Source organism: Algoriphagus sp., from assembly GCF_030694375.1.
GTDB lineage: Bacteria > Bacteroidota > Bacteroidia > Cytophagales > Cyclobacteriaceae > Algoriphagus.
In genome coordinates, this window is the sequence record NZ_JAUXYL010000038.1 from 302084 (window position 1) to 316375 (window position 14292).

The 14292-nt window shown below is 43.8% G+C and carries 9 protein-coding genes; 7 read left to right on the plus strand and 2 right to left on the minus strand.

Annotation, left to right across the window (positions count from 1 at the left end; all coding sequences use genetic code 11):
* Positions 1 to 6 precede the first annotated feature (6 nt).
* From Q8M62_RS13085 to metK, 5 genes are all read left to right on the plus strand, one after another.
* Complete coding sequence (locus Q8M62_RS13085) at positions 7 to 1266, plus strand: sulfate adenylyltransferase subunit 1 (RefSeq protein ID WP_304902165.1); 1260 nt, start codon at positions 7 to 9, stop codon at positions 1264 to 1266.
* Positions 1267 to 1593: 327 nt separating this feature from the next.
* A complete protein-coding gene (locus Q8M62_RS13090) occupies positions 1594 to 3693 on the plus strand; it encodes a HEPN domain-containing protein (protein ID WP_304902164.1) in 2100 nt (699 codons plus the stop codon).
* Positions 3690 to 4484, plus strand: coding sequence for a uroporphyrinogen-III C-methyltransferase (cobA, locus tag Q8M62_RS13095; RefSeq protein WP_304902163.1), 795 nt, complete (start codon positions 3690 to 3692; stop codon positions 4482 to 4484). The genes Q8M62_RS13090 and cobA overlap by 4 nt, the downstream gene beginning before the upstream one ends.
* Before the next feature lie 192 nt (positions 4485 to 4676).
* Positions 4677 to 5261: a bifunctional precorrin-2 dehydrogenase/sirohydrochlorin ferrochelatase gene (locus Q8M62_RS13100; protein ID WP_304902162.1), complete on the plus strand. Its 585-nt coding sequence runs from the start codon at positions 4677 to 4679 to the stop codon at positions 5259 to 5261.
* A gap of 474 nt (positions 5262 to 5735) precedes the next feature.
* Complete coding sequence (gene metK / locus Q8M62_RS13105; protein WP_304902161.1) at positions 5736 to 6989, plus strand: methionine adenosyltransferase; 1254 nt, start codon at positions 5736 to 5738, stop codon at positions 6987 to 6989.
* Positions 6990 to 7109: 120 nt separating this feature from the next.
* Here metK and Q8M62_RS13110 read toward each other — a convergent pair whose 3' ends face one another.
* Together Q8M62_RS13110 and Q8M62_RS13115 are read right to left on the minus strand one after the other, a co-directional pair.
* Positions 7110 to 10754, minus strand: coding sequence for a M1 family aminopeptidase (locus tag Q8M62_RS13110; protein ID WP_304902160.1), 3645 nt, complete (start codon positions 10752 to 10754; stop codon positions 7110 to 7112).
* Positions 10755 to 10763: 9 nt separating this feature from the next.
* Positions 10764 to 11651: an ABC transporter ATP-binding protein gene (locus Q8M62_RS13115; RefSeq protein ID WP_304902159.1), complete on the minus strand. Its 888-nt coding sequence runs from the start codon at positions 11649 to 11651 to the stop codon at positions 10764 to 10766.
* 285 nt (positions 11652 to 11936) lie between these two features.
* On the opposite strand from Q8M62_RS13115, the gene Q8M62_RS13120 reads away from it, so the two are divergent.
* Together Q8M62_RS13120 and Q8M62_RS13125 are read left to right on the plus strand one after the other, a co-directional pair.
* Positions 11937 to 12347, plus strand: a complete 411-nt coding sequence (locus Q8M62_RS13120) for a GxxExxY protein (protein WP_304902158.1) — start codon at positions 11937 to 11939, stop codon at positions 12345 to 12347.
* A 210-nt stretch (positions 12348 to 12557) separates the two neighbouring features.
* The gene (locus Q8M62_RS13125) at positions 12558 to 14240 is read left to right on the plus strand and encodes a DUF885 family protein (protein WP_304902157.1); all 1683 of its coding nucleotides are present in this window, start codon (positions 12558 to 12560) and stop codon (positions 14238 to 14240) included.
* The last annotated feature ends 52 nt before the right edge of the window (positions 14241 to 14292 follow it).

Sequence of the window (14292 nt, forward strand, 5' to 3'; positions counted from 1 at the left end):
AAAAAAATGGACATACAAGGCAGAAAACTCATAAAAATCGCCACAGCAGGCTCAGTTGATGACGGCAAAAGCACGCTGATCGGGCGATTGCTATACGATACAAAGTCCCTCACTACTGACAAAATCGAAGCCATCGAACGCAGTTCCAGGCAACGCGGCTACGATTATCTGGATTTTTCGCTGGCTACAGACGGACTGGTGGCAGAGCGAGAGCAAGGCATCACGATTGACGTGGCACATATTTATTTCAATACCGAAAAGACCAATTTCATCGTCGCAGACACGCCCGGCCATGTGGAGTATACTCGGAATATGGTAACTGGAGCTTCGACTTCCAATGTGGCAATTATCCTGATCGATGCTCGCAAAGGGGTAATCGAGCAGACTTACCGACACTTCTTTATCAGCAACCTATTGCGCATTTCACATGTGGTAGTAGCGATCAACAAAATGGACTTGGTCGGATATGACGAGGATATTTATCTGAAAATCAAAGCTGATTTTGATGCGCTGGTGGAGAAAAGTGATTTCCGTCAGGAACAAATTACATTTATTCCGGTCTCAGCTTTGAAGGGTGAAAACATCGCCCGGAAATCCGAGCACATGCCTTGGTACCTCGGAAATACACTTTTGGATCATTTGGAGATTCTCGAACCTGCCGATTTACAGGAAAGTACCGTAGCGAGATTTCCTATTCAATATGTGATTCGACCAAAAACAGAAGCATACCATGATTTTAGGGGTTTCTCTGGTAAACTCTACGGAGGAAGTCTGAAAGTTGGGGATGCTGTGACTGTGCTTCCATCCGGAAATGAATCCACGATCAAAAGCATTCATTTCTTCGATCAGGAATTGGAGGAAGCGGCTCCCGGATCATCGATTGCCATCACCTTGGCGACAGAAGTGGATTGCAGCCGTGGGGATATGATTGTGAAAAGTGGTTTTGTGCCTAAAAGTGAGAAAACTCTTTCCGCCACCATTTGCCAAGTGAATAGCAAAGCATTGAGAGTGGGAGGAAAATATATTTTGCAACATGGAATCAATCGGGTTTTGGCAAAAGTCGATCAGATTGAAAGCAGAATTCACACCGATTTCACCGGAACAGAGGAAGCAGAACAGCTCAAGTTGAATGATATCGGGCGGGTTCATTTCCGTCTGAGCAAACCGATCCACTTTGATTCCTATCATGACAATAAGTCGAACGGAAGCTTTATTCTGATCGATGAGGGAAGCTATGATACGGTTTCTGTTGGGTTTATTGAATAGTATCTAGATATCAGTATCAAGTATCAAGTACCCGAACTTCGATGTTCAATATTCGATATTAAAATATTGAATATCGAATTCTGAAGTGGACGACGTCAAGTCATGCTGCTTCTCCGGAAGCGGCATTTAAAAAAAACTGAAATGCCATGAGTGGAGACACTCACGGCGGCATACAAGACTTCGCTATTCATTATTCGATGTTCGACATTCGATATTTAAAAATGATGAACACCGAATTTTGAATATCGAACTCCGAAGATTGAAAACGAATGAAGAATCGATTTAATTAAAAAAGCACTATCCCTATAGGGAAAACCTATTGTAACCATGCAAAGCTTCAGAACCGAACTGGAAAATCCGATTGTAGAAAGAGATATTCTGGAATTGGAACGAAAAATCGCCCTTTTCCGAGAGGGGAAAATCGATGAGGAAAAATTTCGCAGTCTGCGTCTTGCCCGTGGAGTCTATGGACAGCGGCAGCAAGGCGTACAGATGATCCGCATCAAACTGCCTTATGGGCGGGTAACATCCTCTCAGTTGCGAAGAATCTGCAAGGTTTCGGAGGAGTATTCCACAGGAAGGCTTCACATCACTACCCGTCAGGACATTCAGATCCACTACGTGAGTTTGGATCGGACTCCTGAACTTTGGGCCGAATTGGAGCGGGATGATGTCACCTTGCGAGAAGCCTGTGGGAATACGGTTCGAAATGTCACAGCATCCGAACTGGCAGGAATTGATCCCAAAGAGCCTTTTGACGTGACTCCTTATGCGGATGCCACTTTCCGATACTTTTTGAGAAATCCGGTTTGCCAGGAAATGGGCCGTAAGTTCAAAATGTCCTTTTCTTCTTCGGATGAAGACATTGCCTTGAGTTATTTGCATGATTTGGGCTTTATCCCAAAAGTGAAAATCGTTGATGGGAAAGAGGTTAGGGGATTTAAAGTTCTCCTAGGAGGTGGCTTGGGTTCTCAGCCCCGGCATGCGGATATGATTTCTGAGTTTGTTGAAACGGATCAGATTATCCCCTTCACCGAGGCATTGCTCAGGATCTTTGACCGCCATGGAGAGCGCGCCAGAAGAAACAAGGCCAGAATGAAGTTTTTGGTGAAAGATCTGGGTGTCGAGGCGTTTTTGGATTTGGTAGAAAAGGAAAGAAAAGCATTGCCTTTTTCAAGTTTCCCGCTGGATTTTGAAGACTATGAGGCGGGGAAAACCCTTCCCAATCCCGAAAGTCCGACCCTCGAAAAAGAACCCGGGCTGGATTTTGAACTTTGGAAACTGACCAATGTACTGCCACAAAAGCAGGAAGGCTATGTAGCCATCGGAGTGAAAGTTTCTTTGGGGGATTTTTACATCGATCAAGCAAGAGCTCTATCGGATTTGGTGGAAAAATATGCGAATAACGAAGTACGGTTTACCCTTCGTCAAAACTTCCTGATCAGGGATGTGCGGGAGGACTTGGTTCCCTTTTTCTACCTAGAACTCCAGAAAATCGGACTTGGACAGCGTGGTTACAACACACTCGGTGATATCACTGCATGCCCGGGCACAGATACTTGTAACCTTGGAATTGCAAGCTCTACCGGCATCGCAGTCGAACTTGAAAAAGTCATTTTGGAAGAATACCCCCAATACCTTCAAAACCGTGATTTGGTCATCAAGATCTCGGGCTGCATGAATGCCTGCGGTCAGCACAACATGGCGCATATCGGATTTCAGGGAATGTCCATGAAATCGGGCAAAACCGTTGTGCCTGCGCTCCAGGTGCTGCTTGGTGGTGGAAATTTGGGCGATGGCAACGGGCGATTTGCCGATAAGGTGACCAAAGTTCCCAGTCGAAGAGGACCTCAGGCTTTGCGGGTTCTATTGGATGATTTTGAGAAAAATGCCGGAGGAAAAGACTTCCTGGGATATTATGATCGCCAAGGACAGATGTATTTCTATGAATTGCTAAAGGAACTCAGTGATGCATCGACGGTGACTGAATCTGATTCTGTGGATTGGGGACACAATCAAGCCTATGAAGTTGCTGTTGGCGTAGGCGAATGTGCCGGAGTCGTGATTGACTTGGTGGCGACTTTACTTTTGGAAGCATTGGAAAAGCTGGATCAAGGTCAGGAAGCGCTGGAACAAGGCAGATGGTCAGACAGCATTTACCACCATTATGCAGGACTGATCAACGCTGCCAAAGCGCTTTTGCTTAGTGAAGACACCAGCACCAACAGCTATGCGAATATTATTTCCCTTTTCGATGAGAAATTTGTCGAGACCGGAAAAATCAATTTGGAAGGCACTTTCGCTGAGAAAGTTTATCAGATCAATCAGTACGAACCGACTGAAGAATTTGCCATAGCTTATGCAAAACAGGCCATGGAAGTTTACAGCCTGCTCAAAACATACCGTGAGGAGGAAGTGGAGGCATGAGAACTACCATCAATCCAAAAGTAACACTCGTCGGTGCCGGTCCCGGTGATCCGGAATTGATCACGCTAAAAGCGATTTTAGCACTGAATACGGCTGATGTAGTGCTTTATGACGCATTAATAGACCCTGTTTTACTAAAACATGCCCCTGAGACGGCTTTGAAGATTTTCGTTGGAAAGCGGGTTGGAAAGCATTTCACTCCTCAAGAGGATACCAATCAACTTTGTGTGAGCCTTGCAAAAGAGCATGGTCATGTCGTAAGGCTGAAAGGCGGCGATCCCTTTGTCTTCGGTCGGGGTGCAGAAGAAATCGAATACATCGAGGCGTTTGGGATACCCACTGCTTTGGTTCCGGGAATTACTTCGGCAATTGCAGTTCCGGCTTCGGCGGGGATTCCCGTGACCAAACGTGGTGTGTCCGAAAGTTTTTGGGTGGTGACTGGGACCACTTCTTCGTGTGAACTCTCCCGTGATTTGGCTTTGGCCGCACAATCAACAGCTACGGTTGTGATCTTGATGGGCACCAAAAAGCTGGCTGAAATCGTGAAGGTTTACCAGCAATTTGGGAAATCAGACCTTCCAATCGCAATTATTCAAAGCGGAACCACTTCTGAAGAAAAGATTGTGGCCGGGTATATTTCCGACATTGAGCACAAAGCAAAAGAAGCCCAAGCCGAGGCTCCAGCGATAATAATTGTTGGGGAAGTTGTCAAAGAAAGTGTGAAATTGGCGGAAGTGTATAGATTGGTCAGTAGGCAGTCCCAGTTTGCAGTAACCAGAAATCAATTGTAATTGGCAATCCATAAGCGTCGAAAATCGTGTCAGGCTGAGCGCCTGCCTGTCGGTAGGCAGGGAGTCGAAGCCATATGAGGCAATATTTTCCGATAAATGAAATCTAGTTGAGCTTCCTAACCCTACCACATTCCAACCTTACAACCTTACAACTTTCTCAAATCTTGTATCTAATGTCTTGCTTCTAATAAAATGAACCATCTCTACCCCATTTTCCTCAAAGTCCATGAACTCAATGTCCTGCTGGTCGGAGGAGGTTTTGTGGCTACGGAAAAGTTGGAATTTCTATTGAAATCTAGCCCAGAAGCACAAGTGACTGTGGTTTCAAAGGAATTCAGACCGGAGTTTTTGGAAGTGGCGGCAAAAGCCGATACGGTAACTTTGATTGAGGATCTTTATCACGAAAAGTATCTTGGCGGTAAGCACATCGTCATTGGGGCGACGGACAACAAGGCTGTTAATCAACAAATTCGTGATGAAGCCAAAGAGCGTTTTCTTTTGGTGAATATCGCTGACACCCCTGAACTCTGCGATTTTTATCTGGGAGGAATTGTGACCAAAGGCAACTTGAAAATCGCCATCAGCACCAATGGCAAATCCCCGACTACTGCAAAACGACTGCGGCAACTGTTGGAAGAAGTGCTTCCTGAGGAAATCGATGACCTGCTGCTCAATCTGAATGCCTATCGTGAGACGCTCAAAGGCGACTTTGAATTCAAAGTGAAAGCGATGAATGAGATTACGGAGGGATTGGTGAGGAAAGAGTCAAGAAGTTAGACACAAGGCGCTAGACAAAGTGGCAAAAGTTGAACTGTTTCTCCAGAAGCCGCGGTTAGTTAAAAGCCAAAAATCACATTTTGTGTGCGGACCTCGTTGTGCTGCTTCTCCAGAAGCTGCACCATTTCATCTGTTTATAATTTGATTTTTAATGGCCATATGGAATGCCCCGGATAATCATTCCCCTGTGTGAGAATTTTTCTCATGGGCATTTCATTAAATCACATCTTATGTTCCGATTATGTGATTTTTTTCACGTTTTCGGCACATAAAGTGTGATTTTATAAAAAAAATGAAGAAAAATTCAAATCCTTAAAGACTGGCAAATGAATCTATTTACCAATCTTAAACTTTCTAGTAGTATAAGCGTCAAGTTTCGCTCAATATCCACCTGTCTTCCTTCATTAATTTTTTATTTCCCCCAGTTCCTGTAATTTTGGGCTTCCTTTGAAAACGCATCAATAAACTAGCTATATGTCCTATTTATTTACCTCAGAGTCAGTGTCTGAGGGTCATCCTGACAAAATCGCTGACCAAATTTCCGACGCGCTGATTGATAATTTTTTAGCCTTCGACCCCAACTCTAAAGTAGCTTGTGAAACGCTCGTGACCACCGGACAGGTTTTTTTGGCCGGGGAAGTCAAATCTGATATTTACCTTGACGTGCAAAAGATCGCCCGTGATGTCATCAACCGTATCGGTTATACCAAAAGCGAGTACATGTTTGAAGGCAACTCCTGTGGAGTTCTCTCTGCAATTCATGAGCAGTCCGCCGACATCAATCAGGGTGTGGAGCGTAAGAATCCTGAGGAGCAGGGCGCAGGTGACCAAGGGATGATGTTTGGTTATGCAACCAGCGAAACCGAAAACTACATGCCGCTTGCCTTGGATCTTTCCCACATGATCCTCAAAGAATTGGCGGCGTTGCGTAGAGAAAACAAGGACATCACTTATCTCAGACCTGATTCCAAGTCTCAAGTGACCATCGAATACAGCGACGATAATGTGCCTCAGCGAATCGATGCGATCGTGGTGTCTACTCAACATGACGACTTCGATGAGGAGGAAACCATGCTGGCAAAAATCAAAGCTGACATCATCAATATCCTCATTCCTAGAGTGAAAGCTCAATTGAAGCCGGAACTTCAGAAGTTATTCACGGATGAGATCGTTTACCACATCAACCCAACCGGTAAGTTTGTGATCGGTGGTCCTCACGGGGATACTGGCTTGACCGGTAGAAAAATCATCGTTGATACTTACGGTGGCAAAGGCGCACACGGTGGAGGAGCTTTCTCCGGAAAAGATCCATCGAAAGTTGACCGTTCTGCGGCTTATGCAACGCGTCACATCGCCAAAAATATGGTGGCAGCGGGTGTGGCTGATGAAATTCTGGTGCAAGTATCCTATGCGATCGGAGTTGCAAAGCCAATGGGAATCTACATCAATACTTATGGTACTGCCAAAGTAGAATTGAGTGATGGCGAAATTGCCAGAAAAGTGGAGTCTATCTTCGACATGCGTCCTTATGCGATTGAGCAGCGATTGAAGCTGAGAAATCCGATCTATGAAGAAACAGCCGCATACGGCCACATGGGCAGGAAAAATGAAGTAGTGAAAAAGACCTTTTACTCTCCATACAGAGAAGCTATCGTCAAAGAAGTGGAGCTTTTCACTTGGGAAAAGCTTGATTTCGTAGATCAAGTAAAGGCTGCCTTCGGGATTTAAGTCGATTTACAGTAGATATAGTGTCAAGCCCTGAAGCAATTCAGGGCTTTTTGCTTCCATACCTTTTGGGGAAAATTCTGAATTATAACAAAAGCCCCGAATTTCTTCGGAGCTTTTAGCTTATTTGATTACGACTGAAATGGTGTTGTCATCCGGTAGTCGGTCGATCAGTTTGTTGTATGGATCGATCCCTGCTTTGACAGGTTCGCCTTTGACTTTGATTGTGATGGTCGATTGTCCCGGTTTGATTTTATGCTTTTGGATATAGAGTGGATTCACCCGGGTTCGTCCATTTTCGTCCTTGTCTTCAGCTGCAAACACCCCGATATCGATAAAATCTGCCTCATAGATCGCATTTTCTTCTCGGCCTGTTTCATCTGCATAGAGCTTTTGGGATTTCACTTTCAAGGTGATTTCATACTCCCCTTCTGAGATTCGTTTGGCCTGAACTTCCTCAGCTTTGTTGTCATAAAGCGTGATTTTGTTCCAAGTGTCGTGGAGATAATATTTCAAACTGTCCGGAGTTACCGCATCCAAGTGTCGGTAAAGATCATAGCTTCCGGGGAATGGCGGTGTTTCTTTTAAGCCAAATTCTTGGTTGAAGGCATAAAGAGCTGAATTCATCGCATCTTGCCCTATCAAGTCCTGAAGCCCGTAAAGGATTAAACTTCCTTTGTAGTACCATTGGTAAGGTCGGTTACAGTTGATAAAAGTGTTTTCCTTTTTTCCTTCATTGGATCTTCCAGACAGGTAGCGATCGAGTTCATCCTTGAGAAATCGCTTCATATTGTCCTTTCCATATCTTCTTTCAGTCAGGATCAAGGCGGAATATTCTGCCAAAGCTTCTGAAATCAAATTGGACCCACGGGTATAATTAGGAGTGATCTGATGACCCCACCATTGGTGGGCCAGTTCGTGGGCAGTCACAAAATAGACATAGTCAAAGTCGTCCGGATTTTTGAAGTTTGCAACCCATCCAAAGCTTTCCGCAAAAGGAACGGTATTAGGAAATGACTGCGCAAAGGTGGAATACCTCGGGAACTCCAACAATCTCATTTGGCGGAATTGAAAGTCTCCATAGATCTCAGAGAAGTAGGTAATTCCGTCCTGATACGCTCCCATAAAGCGATCCAAGTTGTATTTATGCTTGGGGTCGTGAAAGATTTCGAGATCCACTTTCTGTCCGCTAGGTAGGACTGCCTCATCTCTCAATACATCAAATTCTGCCGAAACGAATGTGAAAAAGGCTTGAATCGGTGTATCCTGAATGTAGTGGAAGTAGCGTCTTCCATTTTCTTCCCACTCTCTTTGAAGGTAGCCGGGTGCAACAGCGATTTGACTCGGTATTGTACTGACTACCGTTTCAAACTGAATAAAATCAGCATCATCCACGAATAGCAGCGTTTTTTCTCCATAAGGATCCCGGTGTTCCGGCAGATCTTCAGGCTTGGGAGGAAGTCCATATTTCTTTCGGTCTTCATCACTGTTCATCTCAGAACTGGCAGAATAGCCGATTTCCGGTACTCCACCACTGAAAAATGTCCCGTTGTAGACAATCTCTCGACCATACCCGGAATTAGGAAAGCCTGAATTGGTTTTTTCACTGATGATGACAAAGTCCAGTGTGTCGCCAGGCATCATAGTCTGAGGCAAAGCAGTGATTTTATACCATTCCCGTTCTGGCTTTTTGCCAAAAATCTGAAACTTCCGAGGCTTATACTCAAGCGGGAATCGATAGGAAAGTGTATCGTTGCCCAGTAATACCGTGAAATTGGTCAAGCTTGTGCTGTTAAAATGAATCGAGTCAATGGGGCTATCGGTTTTATTGACCATCTGAACTTGTGCTTCAAAGAAGGCATTTCGTTCCATGGGGAATAGATCCGCCTTGATGTTGATTTTGGTGATTTTGGGTTGAGGAAGGCGATCGTACTTTTTTAGTTGCTGCTCATAGACAACCGATCTTTCCTTGCCTTCATCCGAAGTCAAATAGCCATTCTCATAGACGACAGTCTGATAAATATAAGCTCCGGTAAGTAAGGCGATGGTAAGAAACGCAAAGGATAACTTTGGAGCTGGATTTCCCAACCGGGATTTAGCCGTTTTTAGCCTGCTTCTCCAGGAATCTTCAATACCTCGACTGAAAAAAATGCTGAAGAACAAGACCAGAAAAATCCCCCAAGCTGTCCAGTAAATGTTGTACCAAACCAAGGGCTCTACAAAGTGGCCCAATCCATTCATATCACTCCAGGTGTAGCCTGGCTTATAGCTGAAGAAGAATAGATTGAAATCATAATTGGCAAAATTTCTCAGAATGATCATGACAACCCAAATGCCGATCGCAGTTGCATGTCCTGCGAACTTGTTGTTGACGACCAAATGAACAGCAAATACCAACATGACCATTTGCAAAAAGTCCGGGAGGGTGATTAGATAGCTATCGATCAGGTAGACAGGCAGATTGTAATCAAAATAACCCTTGAGGGACTGAACCAAAAGACCAACTACGATAGGGAGTGTAGTCAAAATCAAACAAATGAATGCCATTCCAAAAAACTTGGATGAGATGACGACTCCGTCTTTGACCGGGAAAGTATCGTTGATGACAGAATAGCCGGTGGATTTGTCTCGGTGTAAGGACTCTCCTGTAAAAAACACAATGATGATGAATACAAACAGCAAATAATCATAGCCTTTGTATTCCATCAAAAAGGAAGTGGAGGGGAAATTCGAAACACTATAAATCGTATTTCCAATCCAGAAGTCCAGTACAAGAAAGATCATTCCTCCCAGTAAAATCGAGCGGAAATAGATGTCTCTCAGTACATTTTGAATCTCAATTTTGGTTAAGGTTATAAAACTCTTCCACTGATAATCAGCTGTGAAATCTGGCATTACCCGCTTCAGCAAACCAGCAGGAGCAGTTTCGTTGTCAGTATTCGAAGTGAGTTTCTTTTGAACAGTTTGAAAGAAATAAGTAAAACTGAACCTGAAATAGGAAGAGACAAAGAAAAAGAGCCCGACAGAAACCCAAATGACTCTATTCCAAAGTAAATTTCCAGTCACAGAAAGCAGGAAACTGTTTTGCTCAAAAGGCGTCAGATAGCGGGTTTGGATGTCAAATGAATTCAGAGCGAAAGGATCGATCAATTGCACCAAATCCTTGTTCTCAATATCCTGAGCCAGAAAATTCGAAAGTAAATACCCGATGAAAATGACAATTCCTCCAGAGTAGATCGAGCGGATATTTCGGGTGAAAATAATCAGAGCGAAGAAAAGTGAACCTGCTAGCCAAAGGTTTGGAACGACCAGTGTAAGCCAGGGATGGAGGTAATTAATCAGGGCGTTTGGCCCATAGCGATCTGCATCTGTTCCAAAGAGTGGGCCGAGCAAACTTCCCAAATAAATTCCAAGCAATGCTCCCAGAGAAATAAACAAGAGCACGACAAAAGACCCCCAAAACCGACCCATGAAATAGCCGAACTTACCAATCGGGTAGCTGAACAGGAAATTTCCGGTCTTATGCTCCAAGTCGCGGTAAAGCGGTACGCCCATCACGGCTGAAGCAATCAAAATCCCGAAAAGAGATACCAAAACCAAAAGGTTGGCAATGACAATAGGGGAGTTGTGATAGACTTTTTCCGAAGCGGGGGTATTTCCAAATCCTATCAGCAGCAAGGGAACAACCAATAGCATGGCGAAGTAAATCCAGGTAGCCGGACGGCTGAACCTGTATTTCAGCTCAAATAAAAAGATGTCCTTAAACATAGCTGAAGATTAAATAGTGATTGGATCTACTTTTTTGGAAATAAAACTGAAGTACACATCTTCTAAATCTGCCGGAGTAGGCACAAATCCATTTCCCGGGTCTTCATCACTTTCAATTCGCAAACTCAGCTTTCCCTCGATCAACTTGGTCGAGATTACCTGATAGTCTTTTCGGTATTTTTCGAGATCGCTTTTCTCGATCGCTTTTCTATAGATTTTTCCCTGAACAATAGAAAGCCCTTCCTTAGGTTTGCCCTGCATCAGGACTTCACCCATGCAGATGATGGCCATATTCGAGCAAAGGGTATTTACGTCCTCGACGATGTGGGTAGAGAGAATGACAACGGTGTTTTCGCCGATTTCTGAGAGCAGGTTATAAAATCGGTTACGTTCTGATGGATCTAAACCAGCCGTAGGTTCATCCACGATGATCAAGGTAGGATTTCCTACCAATGCCTGAGCAATCCCAAATCGCTGTCGCATTCCGCCGGAGAACGTACCGAGGCCTTTTTTGCGGTCTTTAAAAAGATTGACTTTTTGCAATAGTGAAGCTACGAGTTCTTTGCGTTCGGACTTATTTCCGATTCCTTTCATCTGTGCGATGTGGTCGAGCATCGTTTCCGCATTGATTCGGGGATAAAGCCCGAAGTCCTGTGGCAAATAGCCCAATCGTTCACGAACGGCTTGTTTGTCTTTCAAGACATCAATTCCATTCAGTGTGATTGTGCCAAAGTCTGCATCCTGAAGCGTGGCAATGGTACGCATCAGCGTGGATTTACCGGCACCGTTTGGCCCAAGAAGACCAAACATACCTTGAGGGACGGTCAAGGAAATGTCGTTCAGTGCTTTCACTCCATTTGAGTAAGTTTTGGAGAGATTTTTAATAATTAATTCCATAGATAAAAGGGTTACAGTGTCAGGTTGGAAAAAGGATTCAATAAAAAGCATTTCATCGATCGCTCAATTTTTGCATTTTGAATATAATGATTTGATTTTAAAGACATTTCATAAAAAAGGATAATTGCAGTCTACTAGCTTTAGATGCAGAACTTTGGCTAATGGTCACGATTATTTAAAAAATATTATTAACTAAGAATAAATTCGAATTTCTTATTTTAACCACATAGTCACATAGGAAACATAGTTTTTGATGCTTTATTAAGTCTTTTTAAAGTGAAAAGTATGAGAACGTCCAAAAAAGAAGTTGATGATTTATCCTATCAAATCATTGGAGCAGCGATTGAGGTTCACAGGCATTTAGGGCCTGGATTTTTGGAAAGTGTGTATCAAAAGTGCCTAGCGATAGAATTGGCCGAGCGTGAACTTTCTTTCCAGCAAGAATTAGAATTGCCATTTACATATAAAAATCACACAATAGTAGGTCAGTTTAGGTGTGACTTTTTTGTTGAAAATCTGATTGTTGTAGAGATCAAGGCAGTGTCCGAGCTTTTACCCATTCACCAAGCTCAGGTGATTAACTACATGAATTTGCTAAAAATACCCAAAGGCATCTTACTGAATTTCAACGTGACCAATTTATTCCATAACGGACAAAAAACTTTTGTGAGCAAGTATTTCAACTCACTTTGGTGAGAATTGGACTTTTTTAAAACCACATAGCCACATAGAAAACATAGGAAAAAAAAATCATCTTCTTAAAAACTATGTGTCTCTATGTGACTATGTGGTCAAATTAAACTCTTTGAAACCCCTTTTCCGCCATTTGGAATTTTGCAGTTTTTTTAAGCATCAGAATATTCTATGTTTATGTCCCTTCCATTGATTTGTTGAAGAATCCATCTCATGAAAAAAATAGCGCTCTCCCTTTTATTAGTTTTCTGTTCGATTTTAGTAAATGCCACAGAGCTAGTCAATCTCATCACCACTTATCAGGCGGATCGGGGAGCACTAGGCAGATTGTACACCAATCGGCTTTCCACAGAGTATTTCACCCGAATGGGATCTTTTAATCAGGATTATTTGAAAAGCCTTCAAGCTCACAACTATGATGCGCTTTCCGAAGACGGCAAGATCGATTACGTGCTTTTTCGCAATTACTTGGAAAAGGAATTGGCAACCTTGGATTTGGAAAAGCGGGCATTTACAGAAGTTCAGGCCGTAATTGCTTTCGGCAAGCCTCTGGAGGATTTTGTCACTGCTCGCCGAAGAGCTAAACAACCAAACTCCCAGGAATTGGCGGCCGTATTGAATCAGGTTTCCAAATCAGTTGATACTCAATTGAAAGCTTTATCCAATTCAGCAAAATATGATTCCTGGCAAAAGGCAGATCTGGCTGCCCAAGCAGTTGAAAGTCTAAATCGGGTGACCAAAGAAGCCTACGATTTTTACTTCGACTATGATCCTGAATTCACTTGGTGGATGGCTGAACCCTGGAAAAAGTTAGATGCCAGCATGAAAGCGTATGCCAAAGGTCTGCGTGAACACTATACCAATTCAATCAAAGAAGATGGAAGCGGAATCATCGGAAAACCGATTGGCAGAGAGGCCTTGGAAAAACAATTGGCTTTTGAAATGATCGCTTATTCTCCTGAAGAACTGATCAAAGAAGCGGAAAAGCAGTTTGCCTGGTGCGAAAAGGAGATGCTCAAAGCCTCCAATGAATTGGGTTTTGGTAACGATTGGAAAGCGGCTTTGGAAATGGTGAAAAACACCTATTTACCTGCAGGTGCTTGGCCGGAGGAAGTTGCCAGATTAGGTGAAGAAGCGATCGAGATCATGGAAAAAAATGACTGGCTAACCATACCTGAATTGGCTAAAGAAACATGGAGGACGACCATGATTTCTGCCGAACGGCAGCGGGTAAGTCCGTTCTTTTTGGGGGGTGAGGTAATTCAGATTTCTTACCCGACTTCCGAAATGAGCCATGAGGAAAAAATGATGTCTATGAGAGGAAATAACCCTCATTTTTCCCGAGCTACGGTTCAACACGAACTGATTCCGGGGCACCACTTGCAGCAGTTTATGAATCAGCGGGTGATGACGCACCGCCGCATGTTCGGGACGCCGTTTTGGACAGAAGGCTGGGCATTGTACTGGGAATTTGTGCTGTGGGATCGTAATTTTCCGCGGGATGCAAAGGACAAAGTCGGAATGCTGTTCTGGAGAATGCACCGCTGCGCACGGATTATTTTCTCCCTGAATTATCACCTGGGCAAAATGACTCCGCAGCAGTGCATCGATTTGTTGGTGGATAAAGTGGGACACGAAGTGGCCAATGCGGAAGCGGAAGTCAGACGTTCATTTGAAGGGAGCTATGGGCCACTTTACCAGATCGCCTACATGATCGGAGCATTAGAGATCTATTCGATGCGCGCCGAAATGGTGGATTCCGGCAAGATGGGCGAAAAGGAATTTCACGACCTGATCATGTCCCAAAATGCGATGCCGATTGAGATTTTAAGAGCAAAAGTCACCGGCAAAGCTTTGGATGAGAACCATATGGCAAGTTGGAGGTTTTTGGATTGATTTTTCCGGATAACCCTCCAAGGGTTCGAAACCCTTGGAGGGTTGGGGATAA

What these genes read in the sequence shown, in the direction of transcription:
- Q8M62_RS13085 (WP_304902165.1), top strand. Translation starts at nt 7, where the DNA reads ATGGACATACAAGGCAGAAAACTCATAAAAATCGCCACAGCAGGCTCA.
- Q8M62_RS13090 (WP_304902164.1), top strand. Translation starts at nt 1,594, where the DNA reads ATGCAAAGCTTCAGAACCGAACTGGAAAATCCGATTGTAGAAAGAGAT.
- cobA (WP_304902163.1), top strand. Translation starts at nt 3,690, where the DNA reads ATGAGAACTACCATCAATCCAAAAGTAACACTCGTCGGTGCCGGTCCC.
- Q8M62_RS13100 (WP_304902162.1), top strand. Translation starts at nt 4,677, where the DNA reads ATGAACCATCTCTACCCCATTTTCCTCAAAGTCCATGAACTCAATGTC.
- metK (WP_304902161.1), top strand. Translation starts at nt 5,736, where the DNA reads ATGTCCTATTTATTTACCTCAGAGTCAGTGTCTGAGGGTCATCCTGAC.
- Q8M62_RS13110 (WP_304902160.1), bottom strand. Translation starts at nt 10,754, where the DNA reads ATGTTTAAGGACATCTTTTTATTTGAGCTGAAATACAGGTTCAGCCGT.
- Q8M62_RS13115 (WP_304902159.1), bottom strand. Translation starts at nt 11,651, where the DNA reads ATGGAATTAATTATTAAAAATCTCTCCAAAACTTACTCAAATGGAGTG.
- Q8M62_RS13120 (WP_304902158.1), top strand. Translation starts at nt 11,937, where the DNA reads ATGAGAACGTCCAAAAAAGAAGTTGATGATTTATCCTATCAAATCATT.
- Q8M62_RS13125 (WP_304902157.1), top strand. Translation starts at nt 12,558, where the DNA reads ATGAAAAAAATAGCGCTCTCCCTTTTATTAGTTTTCTGTTCGATTTTA.